Below are 14827 nucleotides of genomic sequence, written 5' to 3'. Positions count from 1 at the left end.
AGCATTAAATGCGTTTGCATTGTTCGACCCGGACCACTAGGATGGCGGCATGACAAAGGCGTCGACAGCGTCAGCGCCGCGAGCGGCAGCACCCACCGCTCTGGTGGGCAAGTGGCGCGAACTCCTGGACAAACACGCGACCGTGTCCTGCGCCCTGGAGAAGGAGTTGCAGCAGCGACATCGCATCGGCCTGAGCGAATTCGAGACGCTCGACCGCCTGATCGACGCCGACTGCGAGACGTACCGGATGAGCGATCTGGCCGCCGACATCTACCTGAGTCAGAGCGCCCTGTCCCGCGCGGTCGCCCGCCTCGAGCGCGACGGCCTGGTCAGCCGCAGCATGTGCAGCGACGACCGCCGCGCCATCTTCGTCTGCCTCACCGACCAGGGCCGCACCGTACACGCCGAGTCGGCCCGCACCCACCGCGAAATCCTCGAGGCGACGCTGTAACCGCCTCTCCGCGAACGGCTTTCACGACGGATGGCGCCTGACAAAGGTGTGAACTGCCGACTCCGCACGCACGCCACCGAATCCGTAAGGCGGTACGCGGGAAGACCTGCACACAGCCCCGATCTTCGGCGTTCATACCACCGCTCGAATACACCCGCCGAGTCGTACTCGACTCACGAAATTGGTTGTCGCGGTATCCGATTCCGGCCACCTGCCACGGCAGCGCCGACTACGATTTCAACCCGGCGCGGGCCTGTTCGAGGGGTTCGCGAGCGTCGATGGCGACCGCGCGGATGCTCTCGAAAGCATCGCGGTAGCGGTTGACCTCGTGGTCCTTGTCGAAATACGCGGTGCCGGTGTAGTTCTGCACGAAGACGACCGGCGGTTCGGCCAATTCGCCTGCGGCGTCATCGAATTCGAGTAGGCTGAAACAGCCGGAGTCCATGCCCTCGTGGTAGCCGGAATCGGTTGGCACCACCCGGATCTCGATATTGGGTAGCTCACACAGCCGGCGTAGGTGATCTAGTTGAGCGGCCATCACACCGGTGCCGCCGATGCGGTGCCACAGCAGCGCCTCGGTGATCATCGCTTCCAGCCGAAGGGGATTCGAAGCGCGGGTGAGCACCGACTGCCGCGCGACCCGCACCGCGACCTTCCGATCGATCTCCACCGCCGAACTGTCCGGATGCGCGCCGGCCAGCACCGCGCGGGCGTAGTCCGGAGTCTGCAACAGGCCCGGGACCAGCTCGTTCTCGTAGGTGGCCAGCCGGGTGGCGGCCTCCTCGAGCCCCAGGTACACCTCGAAACCCTCGGGAATCACATCGGAATACTCGGTCCACCAGCCGCGCGCCTTGGTCTCGCGGGCCAGCGCGATGAGGGGTTCGGCCGCCTCCGCCGCCGCACCGTAGATCTTGCACATGGCCTCGACGTCCAGCCCGCGCAACGAGGTCTGCCCGGTTTCGATGCGCCAGATCTTGGCCTCGGACCATTCCAGCCGCTGGGCGGCCACCCGCGTGGTCATCCGGGCTCGGTTGCGCAGATCCCGCAGCCGCCGGCCCAGTTGGCGGCGGGGCATCGTGGAACCGGTGATCCCGTGCGGTAGGCCCATGTACTTCCCCCTGTGTCCCGTGCGCCGATCGTACTCGCCCATCGCGGCACACCGAACGGCAAAAACCCTTATGCGGTACCGGATTCGGCTGCCCCGGACCCGAGTTCGGATTGTCGCACAACAAAACGATCTCCCGATCGAGTTGTGGCGCAATCACGCCAACATCACAGATGGGCCAATCAGGATTATTTTCGATCGGAACGCCTGCGGAACCGCCAGAACTGCACCGCCCGCACATCTTCGGACAGCTGGTTCACCGGCTCGGCCACATCCGAGAGCACCTGGAACAGATCGTCGGCCAGTTCGGTGATGTGCTCGACCCGCCCGGCCAGTCGCGCGGCGTTCACCAGGAACTCGAGCGCCAACCGCACCACCGCGGCGATCGTCAGCCCCAGCGGCACCGCGACCACCACCAGGAACACCAGCCCCAGCGGTAACGACAGCTGCCACAGCAGCACCGTCAGCACGATCGGCACCCCGATGGCGAAGGACAGCCCCAGGATGTAGGCCAGCGGCAGCAGCGTGCGCGTCGCGGGCCGGGCGAACTGGACGTCCAGCAACGCCCGCGCGGCCGCGGCACACCACGCGCCGAACGCCCCCGGACTGCGGAACGGTTCGGCACGCGGCTCCTCGCCCGCGGTGCGGGAACGCAACGGCAGCCGCTGGGCCACGGACTCGCGCCAGGCGAGGTACTCCTCGCCGGCCGCCGCGGGCACGGATTCGCCGGGGTCATCGGTCATGACCGTGATCCTCTACCCACCGGCACCCTGCGGCAATGCGACCGCTCCCAGCGGACGTTAAGAAATCCGTTGGGATTCTGCCAGCCCCAACGGATTTGATTCACAGGGAGCACCTCAGGGATTCACAGGAAGCGGCGCGAAGGTAAGAGCCATGACAGCCCGGAGCACGACCACCAAGGCTATAGCAGTTGCGAATCAAACTGCCGATCTTGTGACGAATTCTACGGCTGCCGAAAAAGTTTCGGGGATATGTAACACCACGGATGCTGTGCGCCGATATCCCTCACGTCCGGCCGGTGATCGTGACCGACCAGTGACAGCAGCAAGACCAAACAGCACCCAAGTAGCACCCAGATCTAACCGGGGAATGGAGAAGACAGTGCGTACGACGTTTCCGACTTCCGTCAAGGCGGCCACGCTGGCTGCCAGCGCGCAGGACTACATCCGGCGCGGCTGGACGGTCGCCGAAACGGCCAACGGCATCTGCCTGATCACCGACGAGGCTGTATCGGGCATCGAGGTCACCGGCGAACTCGCCGTCGCCGTGCGCCGGTTCCTGCGGGCGAACGACCTGACCGGCCCGGTCATCGAGATCCCGGGCGCCGAGCGTCGCGAGATCCACCTGGTGACCGGCGTCGCCAAGGCCACCATGGCGATCGAGGCCCTGCGCAAGGCGGGCGCGATCGTGCACACCGACGGTGCGGGCATCCCGCTGCCGCCGACCCAGCTCTCGACCGGTGACGCCTGCTGGGGCGTCGCCCCGAGCGAGGCCCGCTGGATCCCGCCGGTGGTCGCGCTCGGCGCGGCCGTCCGCTCGGCCCTCAGCGGTCGCCGCAAGCCGCAGCTGGCCCGCATCGCCAGCTGAATCCAGGCTGAAGTTTCAACTCCGCAAAACCGCGATGACGGCCCGGTTGTCGCGGTTTCGCGTTGCGTATGGCCGTTTACATATTGGCGGCGGGCCACACGGGTGATGATGGGGATATGAGCAGCATCTTTGGCCTCCGCTCCGCTACGGCGGGTTCGCGGCCCCCGGAAGTCTCGAACGATGTCAGCAATTAGTCATCGCACCGCGTTGCGCACCTGCCCGCTGTGCGAGGCGGTGTGCGGACTCGAGTTGACCCTCGACGCGCAGGATCACGTCGTCGGGGTACGCGGGGATCGCCAGGATCCGTTCAGCCGCGGATTCCTGTGCCCGAAGGGTGCGAGCCTGGGACATCTGGACGCCGATCCGGACCGGCTGACCCGGCCGATGATCCGCGACCGCGCCGACGACAGCTGGCGCACCGCCTCCTGGCAGGAGGCGTTCGACCTTGTCGCCGAACGGATTCCGGCACTGGTCCAGGAGTACGGTCGCGGGGCCGCGGCGCTGTATCTGGGAAATCCCAACGCGCACACCGTCGCCGGGGCGCTGTATGTGCCGGTGTTGATGCGCGCGTTGAGCACTCGCAATCTGTATTCGGCCAGTACCGCCGATCAGATGCCCAAACAGGTCGCCAGCGGACTGATGTTCGGCGATCCGCTGACCGTGCCGGTGCCGGATCTGGATCGCACCGATCTGCTGCTGATGCTCGGCGCGAATCCGCTGGAGTCCAACGGATCACTGTGTACCGCACCGGATTACCCGGGACGTCTGAAGGCGTTGCGCAAACGCGGCGGTCGGCTCGTGGTGGTGGATCCGCGTCGCACCCGCACCGCGAAGATCGCCGACGAACATCTGTTCATCCGGCCCGGCAGCGATGCCTACCTGCTGTTCGGGATCGTGCACACGCTGTTTGCGGAAGATCTCACCGATATCGGCGTCCCGGTCGACGGACTGGACGAGGTGCGCTCGGCCGCAACCGATTTCACCCCCGAGGTGGTCGCCGCCCGCACCGGCGTCCCCGCCGACACGGTCCGACGTCTGGCCCGCGAACTCGCCGCCGCGCCCAGCGCCGCGGTCTACGCCCGAATCGGTACCTGCACAGCCGAATTCGGCACCCTGACGCAATGGCTGGTCGATGTGATCAACGCGCTCACCGGCAACCTGGATCGTCCCGGCGGCGCGATGTTCGCCACCGCCGCCGCCCTCGGCATCGAACGCAGCCGCCCGTTCCGGCTCGGCCGCTGGCACACCCGCGTGCGCGAATTGCCCGAAGCCATGGGCGAATTCCCGATCGCGACGCTCGCCGAGGAGATCCGCACCCCGGGCGAGGGGCAGATCCGGGCGCTGATCACCGTCGCCGGGAATCCGGTGCTGTCCGCGCCCGGCGGCCCGCGACTGGGTTCGGCGCTGGCCGAACTCGAGTTCATGGTGAGCGTGGATCGCTACCTCAACGAGACCACCCGGCACGCCGATGTGATCCTGCCGCCGCCGCGCACCGTGCAGTCGCCGCACTACGATTTCGCGCTGCTGCAATTCGCGGTGCACAACTACGCGCGCTACTCCCGGCCCGCGGTTCCGCTCGGTGACGCCGTCGCCGAGGCGGAGATCCTGGCCCGGTTGGCGCTCGCGGTTTCCGGCCAGCAAACCGAGCCGAGCCACGATCCGATCGCCGCCGTGGACGAGTTGGTCATCGCCGGGACGTTGCACAAGGCCGGACTGCTGGAACGTCGCGAGGAGCTGCTCGGCGAGAACAGCACCGAACAGCGCATCGACATGATGCTGCGGCTGGGCCCCTACGGCGAATGGAATTCCGCCGTGACGCCCGAGAACGCCGCCGTCCACGAGGGCCTGAATCTGCAAGTGCTGCTGGACAATCCGCACGGTATCGACCTGGGACCGCTGCGCCCGCGGCTGCCCGGCGTGCTGCGCACCGCCTCGCGTCGCGTGGATCTGGCCCCGCCGCAGCTACTCGAGGACGTGCACCGGCTGCGCGCCCGTCTCGCCGACGACGCACCCGAAATCCTGCTCATCGGCCGCCGCCAGCTGCGCTCCAACAACAGCTGGATGCACAACATCCCCACCCTGGTCGGCGGCTCCAACACCTGCACCCTGCACATCCACCCCGACGACGTCGCCCGCCTCGGCCTCACCGACCGCGCGGTGGTGAAATCCGCCGCGGGCACGCTCACCGTCCCGCTCGAACCGACCGACGAGATCATGCCCGGGGTGGTCAGCCTGCCGCACGGGTGGGGGCACGAGGCGAACGAGACGCAATCGGTCGCGCGCACTCATCCCGGGGTGAATGCCAACACTCTGACCGACGACTCGCTGGTCGACGTTCCTTCGGGGAATGCTGTGTTCAACGGCGTTCCGGTCACTGTCGGCCCAGCCTGATCGCAACGCTCGAGAACGGACGGCCGAGTTCGGATCTCGCTCCGAGATTGGTCCATGCGCGGCGGAACTGTCTTCGATCACCGCGCTGCGGCCCGTCCGAGCAACCTTCCGGAGAACTTCCCCGTCGGCGTACGTCAGTGCATCTTGAAGATGACCGCGCGCTGCACGACGAAGTTGATCACCGTGGCGACGCCCTGCGCGACCACGAAGGCGACCAGCACCGCCAGGGCCACCGCATGACCCCCGAGGCTCAACTTCATCGCGGGCAACGTCGTGTTCAGCAACGCGTTGATGCCGACCTGCGCGGCGAAGGTGATCGCGTACAGCACGACCACCGCGACGAACCGGGCGCGGCTGGGTTCGGCCTTGAATGTCCAGCGCCGGTTGATCAGGTACGCGGTCGTGGTGCCGACGATGAAGCTGCACGCCTTGGCGATATCGCGCTCGAGCCCGCACACCTTCCACAACACCAGGTAGAGCCCGAAATCCACCACCGCCGACAACGCACCGGTGAGGATGAACCGGATGATCTGCGTCTTCAGATCGACGTCCGTGCTCTGCTCGACTCGGCGTTCCAGGGGCCCTACGTGGTTACGCACGCTGCCTCCTTCGGGCCCGCCTTCCACGCCGGCCGGCTCATCGACCAGGGGCAATTCGGGCGGCAGGGGAAGATGGGGTTCCGCAGTCACGGGCACGAGCGTAGCGGGCCGCGCCGAACGCGTCGGTCCCCCCGACGATCGGCTGTCCAGTAACTTCCCAGCGCACTGTGACATGGGTTCCATCCAGCGGAGGCGACGGTGACGCCCGGCCCTTCATCCGGCGATACCTGTAGCCTCTATGCCGATGTCCACGAAAGCTCAGACCTCCACAGCCGCGGATCCGACCGCCAGTGAGGGCGGCGAACCGCAGATCGGCAGCGCCGAGTCGCAGGGATCCCCAGCACTCGCCACGCACACCCGTCGGCTGACCGGATGGGGTCGCACCGCGCCAACCACCTCCGAAGTGCTCTCGACCGGTGATCCGGAAGTGATCGCCCGGGCCGTCACCATGGTCGCCGAGGACAACGAATCCAAGCCCGCGCACCTGCGTCGCGGCGTCATCGCCCGCGGCCTCGGCCGGTCCTACGGCGATCACGCGCAGAACGCCGGCGGCCTGGTCGTCGACATGACCGCGCTGAACCGCATCCACCGCATCGACCGCGACACCCGCATGGTCGACGTGGACGGCGGCGTCAGCCTGGATCAGCTGATGAAGGCGGCGTTGCCGTTCGGCCTGTGGGTTCCGGTGCTGCCGGGCACCCGGCAGGTCACCATCGGCGGCGCCATCGCCTCCGACATCCACGGCAAGAACCACCACAGCGAAGGCAGTTTCGGCAACCACGTCCGCTCGATCGAACTGCTCACGGCCGACGGGCAGGTGCAGCACATCACGCCCAAGCGCAACGCCAAGTTGTTCTGGGCGACGGTCGGCGGCAACGGGCTGACCGGCATCATCCTGCGCGCGAGCATCGAGATGGCGCCGACCGAGACGGCGTACTTCATCAACGACGGCGTCAAGACCACGACGTTGGACGAGACGATCGCCGCGCACAGTGACGGCAGCGAGGCGAACTACACGTACTCGAGCGCGTGGTTCGACGTGATGAATCCCGCGCCGAAACTGGGCCGGGCCACGATCACCCGCGGTCGCCTCGCGAAGCTGGACGAACTGCCGAAGAAGAAGCAGAAGGCTCCGCTGAAATTCGATGCGCCGCAACTGCTTACGGTGCCGCCGATCTTCCCGAGCTTCACCATGAACAAGCTCACGCTCGGTACCGTCGGCGAGGCGTACTACGCGATGGGCGGCAACTACACCGGCAAGATCCAGAACCTGACGCAGTTCTATCACCCGCTGGACATGGTCGCGGAATGGAATCGCGCCTACGGTCCGGCCGGATTCCTGCAGTACCAGTTCGTGGTGCCGACCGAGGCGGTCGAGGAATTCAAGAAGATCATCGTGGACATCCAGGCGTCCGGGCACTATTCCGCGCTGAACGTGTTCAAGCTGTTCGGCCCGGGTAACCCTGCGCCGCTGAGCTTTCCGATGCAGGGTTGGAACATCTGCGTCGACTTCCCGATTCGTCCCGGCCTCAACGAGCTGGTCAGCGATCTGGACCGCCGCGTCATGGAATTCGGCGGCCGTCTCTACACCGCGAAGGACTCCCGCACCACCGCGGAGGCCTTCCACAAGATGTATCCCCGGATCGACGAGTGGATCAAGATCCGCCGAAGTGTCGATCCCACAGGCGTTTTCATGTCCGACATGGCGAGAAGGCTGGAGTTGCAGTGATCAACGCCGTAGGTAACCCGCAGACGATTCTGCTCCTGGGCGGCACCTCGGAAATCGGCCTCGCGATCTGCGCCGAGTACCTGAAGAAGGGCCCGGCCCGCATCGTGCTGGCCGCGCTGCCGAACGATCCGCTGCGCGCGGACGCGGTCGCGCAGATGGAGGCCGCGGGTGCGTCGGCGGTCGAGGTCGTGGACTTCGACGCGCTGGACACCGACAGCCACCCGAAGGTGATCGACGCGGCGTGGAGCGCGGGCGATGTGGACGTCGCCATCGTCGCCTTCGCCCTGGACGGCGACCCCGAGGAACTCTGGCAGAACCAGGCCAAGGCCGTGCGCGTGGCCGGGGTCAACTACACCGCCTCGGTCTCGGTCGGCGTGCTGCTGGGCGAGAAGATGAAGGCGCAGGGCTTCGGCCGCATCATCGTGATGTCCTCGGTGGCCGGTGAGCGCGTGCGTCGCTCCAACTTCGTCTACGGCTCCACCAAGGCCGGCCTGGACGGCTTCTACCTGGGCCTCGGCGAGGCACTGCGCCCGCACGGCCCCCGCGTCACCGTCATCCGCCCCGGCATGGTCCGCACCCGCTTCTCGGCGCACGTCAAGGAAGCGCCGATGACGGTCGACAAGGAAGACATCGCCACCCTCGCGGTCTCCTCGGCCCAGAAGGGCAAGGACCTGGTCTGGGCCCCCAACCAGTTCCGCTTCGTCATGATGATCCTGCGCCACATACCGCGCCCGATCTTCCGCCGCCTCCCGATCTAGTCGTAGATCGCGAGCAGCACCATCGGTCCCGGGGCGTCGAAACGCCCCGGGATCTTCCGTATAGCGAGGACCGGAGCCGTTCGACCGTAACCTGACGGACCTCGTCCGCCGCCGTGCGGGCGACTGGTTAGGCTGGCGCGCGGCGACGGACGCTCGAGCAGCGTGGCGAGAAGACTTTCCGGAGGCACAGTGCACAGGATCGGGCAGTTCCCGGTAGGCGGTTCGGCCGCGCGGCGATCGAGTGCGGACTTCCCTGACGGGATGGCTGCGGTCTGCGGCCGGCTCTCCGAACAGTCCTGGCACACTCGACGATCTGCCCCGCGGCAACGCGGCGATGATGTTGTGACGGACGGAGTTTCAGCGGAAGGGCTGCGGTGAATTCGGTGGGGCGCTTGTCGATGGTGGGTCGGCGGATCGGCGGGGCCGTGGGGGACGGTGTAATTGCGACCGTCGTCGCGGTGGTCGTGGCCGTGGTCGGTCTCGAGGCGTTTTCGGTGGTGCACTGGCCTGCGTTCAACTCGTCCAATGTGACTCGGGCGGTTACCACCGTGGGGCAGGTGGTCGCCGCGGTGGTGTTGGTCGTGGCGGTGGGGTTGATGCGGGCGCGGCGGTGGCCGTGGGTGGCGAAAGTGCTTTCCTGGGTGGGGATTTCGGGGTTCGTCACGGTGACGTTGGGGATGCCGTTGGCGGCTACGAAGTTGTATCTGTACGGGATTTCGGTGGATCAGGAGTTCCGGACCGAATTCCTGACGCGGCTGACCGATTCGGCGGCGCTGCACGATATGACCTATGTGGATCTGCCGCCGTACTACTCGGCGGGGTGGTTCTGGGTCGGCGGGCGGGTGGCCAGTGTGCTGGGGCTGTCGGGGTGGGAGGCGTTCAAACCGTGGGCGATCGTGTCGCTGGCGGTGGCGTCGGTGCTGGCGGCGGTGTTGTGGTCCAAGCTGATTCGCGCGGATTGGGCGGTCGGGGTGGCGGCGGTCACCACGGCGGTGATGGTGGCCTATGCCTCGCCCGAGGCGTACAGCGCGGTGCTGGTGGTGTTGTTCGCTCCGGCGATGGTGTTGGCGTGGGGTGCGCTGCATCGGCCGCCGAGTTCGGGTGACGAGACATCTGTCGCGACGGCCGGTGGTTGGGGCGCGGTCATCGGCACCGGGGTGTTCCTGGGTGTTTCGGCCATGTCCTACACGCTGTTCTTCGGCATCGCGGTCTTCGCGGTCTGCCTGATGGGGCTGTTCGCGTGGGTCGCGGCGATCGCCCGACGACGCGGCGAGACCGACCGCGCGGGCCTGTGGTGGCTGCGCGAACTGGGGCCGATTCTGTTGCGGCTCATCGTGATCGGCGTCATCTCCGGTGCGCTCGGCCTGCTCACCTACGGGCCCTACCTGCTGCAGGCGCTGAGCGGGCACATGTCCAACGCGGCCATGCACTATCTGCCCGAGGCGGGTTCGCAACTCGCCTTCCCGATGTTCGACTTCTCGCTGCTGGGCCTGCTGTGCCTGGTCGGCACGATCTGGCTGGTGCTGCGGGCGGCGAGTTCGCGGCGGGCGCAGGCGCTGGGGATCGCGGTGGTGGCCATCTATCTGTGGTCGCTGCTGTCGATGACCGTGACCGTCATCGGGACGACGCTGCTGGAGTTCCGGCTCGAACCGATCCTGCAGGTCCTGCTGGCCTCGGCCGGAGTCTTCGGATTCGCCGAGGGCACCCGCGCGGTTTACCAGATCCTGAACGAGCCCAAGCGTTTTCGCGCGGTGGCCGTCGTGGTCGGGGTGCTCGGCGCGCTCGCCTTCGCCCAGGACATCCCGAGCATCCTGAACACCGAGATCACCACCGCCTACACCGACACCGACGGCAACGGGACGCGGGCCGATCAGCGCAGCCCGTCGGCGGTGTCGCACTATCACGAGGTCGATGCCGCGCTGCTGGCCCAGACCGGGCGTCCGCGCGACCGGACCGTGGTACTCACCGCGGACACCAGCTTCCTGGCCTACTACCCGTACTACGGTTTCCAGGCGCTGACCCCGCACTACGCCAATCCGCTGGCCGAGTTCGACGCCCGCGCCGACGAGATCGCCCGCTGGTCCGAGCTCGAGTCCCCGGCCGAACTCCGCGACGCCCTCGCGCACTCCCCCTGGCGCGCGCCGGACGCCTTCCTGTTCCGCAGCAGCGGCGACAGCTACACCCTGCGGCTGTCCTCGGATGTGTACCCGAACGATCCGAACGTGCGACGCTACTCCGTGACGTTCCCCAAGACGTTGTTCGCGGACCCGCATTTCCGGATCACCGATATCGGCCCGTTCACCCTGGTCGTCGTCCAGTGATGCGAACAACGCCTCTACCTGCGGTTTCAATACACCCACAGTGACAAGGTGGCGATGCACACACATCGACCAGCCTGTGCATAACCTTGTGGAATAGGGCATTTTCTGTGGATAACTCCTCGCCACCGCACCCACCTCGGGGAATGATTCCCCCCGTCGGAGCCCGGCGAGGGGAATCACACCGGCCCATGGCTAGCATCGGGGATCGTGCGCGCTGACTCCCCGGGGTTCTCCCGTGTCCGGCTGATTGCTCTCGTCTCGGGAGTGCTTGCGGTCCTGCTGGCGGTGATCACGCCACTACTGCCGGTCCGGCAGGATCACGCGACGCTGGACTGGCCGCAGCCGCAATCGGTCGACGTGAACGCGCCGCTGGTCTCGTACACCCCACTCGAACTGCATCTTTCGCTGCCGTGCACGGTGTTGAAGAGTCTGCCGCACGGCACCGTCCTGGCCACGGTCCCGGTCGACGCCCCGAAGGCCACCGCCAAGGGCCTGCTGGTGCGGATCGGCGACGAACCGGGCACCGGCCGCACGTTCTCGGTACTCCAGCGCGAGATCCCGGTGCTGTCCGCGCCGGTCACCGAGATCGCCGGATGCGGTGAGTTCACCCTCGATTCCACCGTCGCCGGGACCACCGCCACCCTGACCGGCGTCCACCGCCAGGACGGCACCCCGTTCACCAATACCGTCGCCGGAGATGTGCGCCCGCAACTGGTCGGCGTGTTCACCGATCTGACCCGCGCCCAGTTCGGCGCCGCGCACCTGCACGCCGACGTCGACGCGCGGTTCTCCTCCTCCCCGACCGGGCTCAAGACCGCCGCGACCGTCGGCGTGGTGCTGTTCACCGTGCTCGCCCTGGTCATGCTGCACCTGATCGACACCGCCGACGGCCGCCGCCCGCGCCGCTTCCTGCCCGCGCACTGGTGGCGGGTCACCCTCGCCGACGTGGTCGTGCTGGGCACGCTGGTGCTGTGGCACATCATCGGCGCGAACACCTCCGACGACGGCTACATCCTGAACATGGCTCGCACGGCCGGACACTCGGGCTACATGTCCAACTACTACCGGTGGTTCGGCGTCGCCGAGGCCCCCTTCGGCTGGCCGTACGAAATCCTGTCCTGGATGACCCGGATCAGCGATTCGAGTCCCTGGATGCGGCTGCCCGCGCTGCTGGCGGGCATCCTGTGCTGGCTGGTGATCAGCCGGGAAGTGTTGCCGCGCCTGGGCGCTCGGGTGCGCCGCGACCGGGTGGCGCTGTGGACCGGCGGCCTGATCTTCCTGGCCGCCTGGCTGCCCTACGACAACGGCCTGCGCCCCGAACCGCTGATCGCGTTGGGCGCGTTGCTGACCTGGGCCTCGATCGAACGCGCGATCGCCACCGGACGTCTGCTCCCGGCCGCGATCGGCGTACTCATCGCGGCCTTCTCGCTGGCCGCCGGGCCGACCGGACTGATCTGCATCGCCGCCATGATCGCCGGATCGCGGCCGGTCCTGCAGATCATCGTCAAACGCGCGCGCCACGGTTCGGGCCGCGAGACGCCGGACGCGAAACGCGGCGGAATCGGTTCGGTCCTGCTGCGTTACGGCTCGGTGCTGGCCCCCGGCGTCGCCGCCGGAACCCTCGTGCTGGTGGTCGTCTTCGCCGATCAGACTCTCGCCGCTGTCATGGAGGCGACCCGGGTCCGCACGATCATCGGCCCCAATGCCGCCTGGTTCGACGAACGCACCCGCTGGGACGCGCTGCTGTCGCTGTCACCCGACGGCTCGCTCGCTCGCCGGTTCGGCATCCTGGGCATCCTGCTGTGCCTGGCGGTGTGCGTGCTGGTGATGTTGCGCAAGAACGGCCGGATTCCGGGGACCTCGCGCGGGCCGTCCGCACGCATCCAGGGCGTCGTGTTCATGTCGCTGCTGCTGATGATGTTCACGCCGACCAAGTGGACCCATCACTTCGGCGTGTACGCGGGACTGGCCGGTTCGATGGCCGCACTCACCGCGGTCGCGGTGGGGGCCAACGGAATTCGCGCGCGCTACAACCGCTCGGTCTTCGCCGCCGGGGTGTTCTTCCTGCTGGCGGTGACGTTCACCGGGTCGAACGGCTGGTGGTACGTGTCGAGTTACGGGGTGTCCTGGTACGACAAGGCCCCACTGCTGTTCGGCAAGGGTTTCTCCACCGCGTTCCTGGGCCTGGCGGTGCTGTGCCTGCTGCTCGCGGCCTGGCAGTACTACCGGGAACCGTACCGGCGCAAGGACATTCCGGGCGCCAAGCGACGTTTCGACAGTGTCGCGGTGCAGCCGCTGACCATCGCCGCCGCGGCCATGGTGCTCTTCGAGGTCGCCTCCCTGGGCAAGGCCGCGATCACCCAGTACCCGGCGTACTCCATCGCGAAGTCGAATCTGCGTGCGCTGGGCGGGAATTCGTGCGCCCTCGCCGATGACGTCCTGGTCGAGACGAATACCGCGGACTCGCTGCTCACCCCGTTCTCCGGCCCCGCCGCCAACGGCCTGTCCGGCGACAGCACCGGTTTCACCCCGAACGGCGTGGCCGACGACCTGACCGCCGACGCCGAGGAGACCTCGACCGGCGGCGCGAACTCGGTCAACCAGGACTCACAGAACAAGACCACCCGCACCACCTCGGCCGGAACCGGCGGCGGCACAACCGATCACGCCGGAATCAACGGCAGCACCGTCGCCCTCCCGTTCGGCCTCGACCCCGCCCGCACCCCGGTCATGGGCAGTTACACGACCGGCGACAAACAGCAGGCCCACCTCACCTCGCAGTGGTACCGACTGGATCTCGCTCGGGCGCAGAGTGACTCGGCCTACAAGACACTGGTCGTCACCGCCGCGGGCCGGATCAAGTCGGTCGACAAGGACGGCGTGGTCACCTACGGCCAGGACCTGAGCGTCGAATTCGCCCACCGCGCACCGGACGGCGTCGAAACCGCACTGGGCTCGTTCGTCCCGCTCGACATCGGTGGTGCGCCCTCCTGGCGCAACCTGCGCGTACCCCTGGATCGAATCCCCGCCCAGACCAACGCCGTTCGCATCGTCGCCGTCGCCAACGACCTGACCAGCAAGCAGTGGCTCGCCGTCACCCCACCCCGCCTCCCGAAACTCGCCCCCCTGAATTCGGTACTGGGACACCAGGATCCGGTCCTCGAGGACTGGCACGTCGGCCTCGCCTTCCCCTGCCAACGCCCCTACGACCACCACGACGGCGTAGCCGAGGTCCCGAAGTGGCGCATCCTGCCCGACCGCACCGGCTCCGACGCCGCCAACGCCTGGCAGGACGACATCGGCGGCGGCCCCCTCGGCTGGACCGAACTACTCCTGAAAGCCCAAACCGTCCCCGCCTACCTGAACAACGACTGGGACCGCGACTGGGGCTCCCTCGTCCACTTCACCCCCTACACCCCCACCGCCACCCCAGCCGACATCGGCGTCACGGTGCACAACGCTTGGGGATGGAAGAAGGAAGCACCCATCAAGGAGAAGTGACCACCACACCACCCGTCCCTGCAACACCACCCGCCCCCGCAACACCGCCCGTCCCTGCAACGCACCCAGGGGCGAATCGTCTCCGTCCGGCTGGAAGTTGCCCGCGAAGCGAAAGGCTCAACAAGCCCAACCCCAAGGGTTTTCGGCGCGGCTCGTCGTTCAGCCCTCGAAGCGCAAGACCCAAGGCCGAGTCCCGAGGGCTGAACGACGAGCCAGCAAGCCACCGAGCCAACCCAACGCAACAACCAACGCACCCAGCGGCGAACCGTCTCCGTCCGGCTGGAAATTGCCCGCGAAGCGAAAGGCTCAACAAGGCCAGCTCCAAGGGTTTTCGGCGCGGCTCGTCGTTCAGCCCTCGAAGCGC

General features: G+C 67.4%; 10 protein-coding genes. 7 read left to right on the top strand and 3 right to left on the bottom strand.

What is annotated here, in order from left to right; genetic code table 11:
* Positions 1 to 49: 49 nt before the first annotated feature.
* The gene (locus tag NRB20_RS27265; RefSeq protein WP_153413975.1) at positions 50 to 451 is read left to right on the top strand and encodes a MarR family winged helix-turn-helix transcriptional regulator; all 402 of its coding nucleotides are present in this window, start codon (positions 50 to 52) and stop codon (positions 449 to 451) included.
* Positions 452 to 680: 229 nt separating this feature from the next.
* On the opposite strand, the gene NRB20_RS27260 is transcribed toward NRB20_RS27265, so the two are convergent.
* Together NRB20_RS27260 and NRB20_RS27255 are read right to left on the bottom strand one after the other, a co-directional pair.
* On the bottom strand, positions 681 to 1601 hold the full coding sequence (locus NRB20_RS27260; RefSeq protein ID WP_227833914.1) for a helix-turn-helix domain-containing protein: 921 nt from the start codon (positions 1599 to 1601) through the stop codon (positions 681 to 683).
* 143 nt (positions 1602 to 1744) lie between these two features.
* The gene (locus tag NRB20_RS27255; RefSeq protein ID WP_153413973.1) at positions 1745 to 2299 is read right to left on the bottom strand and encodes a DUF4282 domain-containing protein; all 555 of its coding nucleotides are present in this window, start codon (positions 2297 to 2299) and stop codon (positions 1745 to 1747) included.
* Positions 2300 to 2678: 379 nt separating this feature from the next.
* Here NRB20_RS27255 and NRB20_RS27250 point away from each other — a divergent pair, with 379 nt between their 5' ends.
* Positions 2679 to 3164 (top strand): hypothetical protein, encoded by a 486-nt coding sequence (locus NRB20_RS27250; RefSeq protein ID WP_406603881.1) that lies wholly within the window; start codon positions 2679 to 2681, stop codon positions 3162 to 3164.
* Positions 3165 to 3344: 180 nt separating this feature from the next.
* Entirely contained in the window at positions 3345 to 5555 is a 2211-nt protein-coding gene (locus tag NRB20_RS27245) for a molybdopterin oxidoreductase family protein (protein WP_153413969.1), read from the top strand.
* A gap of 134 nt (positions 5556 to 5689) precedes the next feature.
* Here NRB20_RS27245 and NRB20_RS38490 read toward each other — a convergent pair whose 3' ends face one another.
* The gene (locus tag NRB20_RS38490; RefSeq protein WP_319945468.1) at positions 5690 to 6154 is read right to left on the bottom strand and encodes a GtrA family protein; all 465 of its coding nucleotides are present in this window, start codon (positions 6152 to 6154) and stop codon (positions 5690 to 5692) included.
* A 244-nt stretch (positions 6155 to 6398) separates the two neighbouring features.
* On the opposite strand from NRB20_RS38490, the gene NRB20_RS27235 reads away from it, so the two are divergent.
* From NRB20_RS27235 to NRB20_RS27220, 4 genes are all read left to right on the top strand, one after another.
* Positions 6399 to 7883 carry an FAD-binding oxidoreductase gene (locus NRB20_RS27235; RefSeq protein ID WP_153413965.1) on the top strand — a complete coding sequence of 495 codons (1485 nt, stop codon included), beginning with the start codon at positions 6399 to 6401 and terminating at the stop codon, positions 7881 to 7883.
* Complete coding sequence (locus NRB20_RS27230; protein ID WP_319945467.1) at positions 7880 to 8641, top strand: decaprenylphospho-beta-D-erythro-pentofuranosid-2-ulose 2-reductase; 762 nt, start codon at positions 7880 to 7882, stop codon at positions 8639 to 8641. Before NRB20_RS27235 ends, NRB20_RS27230 begins: the two co-directional genes overlap by 4 nt.
* Positions 8642 to 9039: 398 nt before the next feature.
* Positions 9040 to 10962, top strand: a complete 1923-nt coding sequence (locus NRB20_RS27225; RefSeq protein ID WP_153414150.1) for a galactan 5-O-arabinofuranosyltransferase — start codon at positions 9040 to 9042, stop codon at positions 10960 to 10962.
* A gap of 207 nt (positions 10963 to 11169) precedes the next feature.
* On the top strand, positions 11170 to 14463 hold the full coding sequence (locus NRB20_RS27220) for an arabinosyltransferase domain-containing protein (RefSeq protein ID WP_319945466.1): 3294 nt from the start codon (positions 11170 to 11172) through the stop codon (positions 14461 to 14463).
* Positions 14464 to 14827: the final 364 nt, after the last annotated feature.

Source organism: Nocardia macrotermitis, from assembly GCF_009604405.1.
Taxonomy (GTDB): Bacteria; Actinomycetota; Actinomycetes; order Mycobacteriales; family Mycobacteriaceae; genus Nocardia; species Nocardia macrotermitis.
This window is presented reverse-complemented; position numbering and strand designations above follow the sequence as displayed.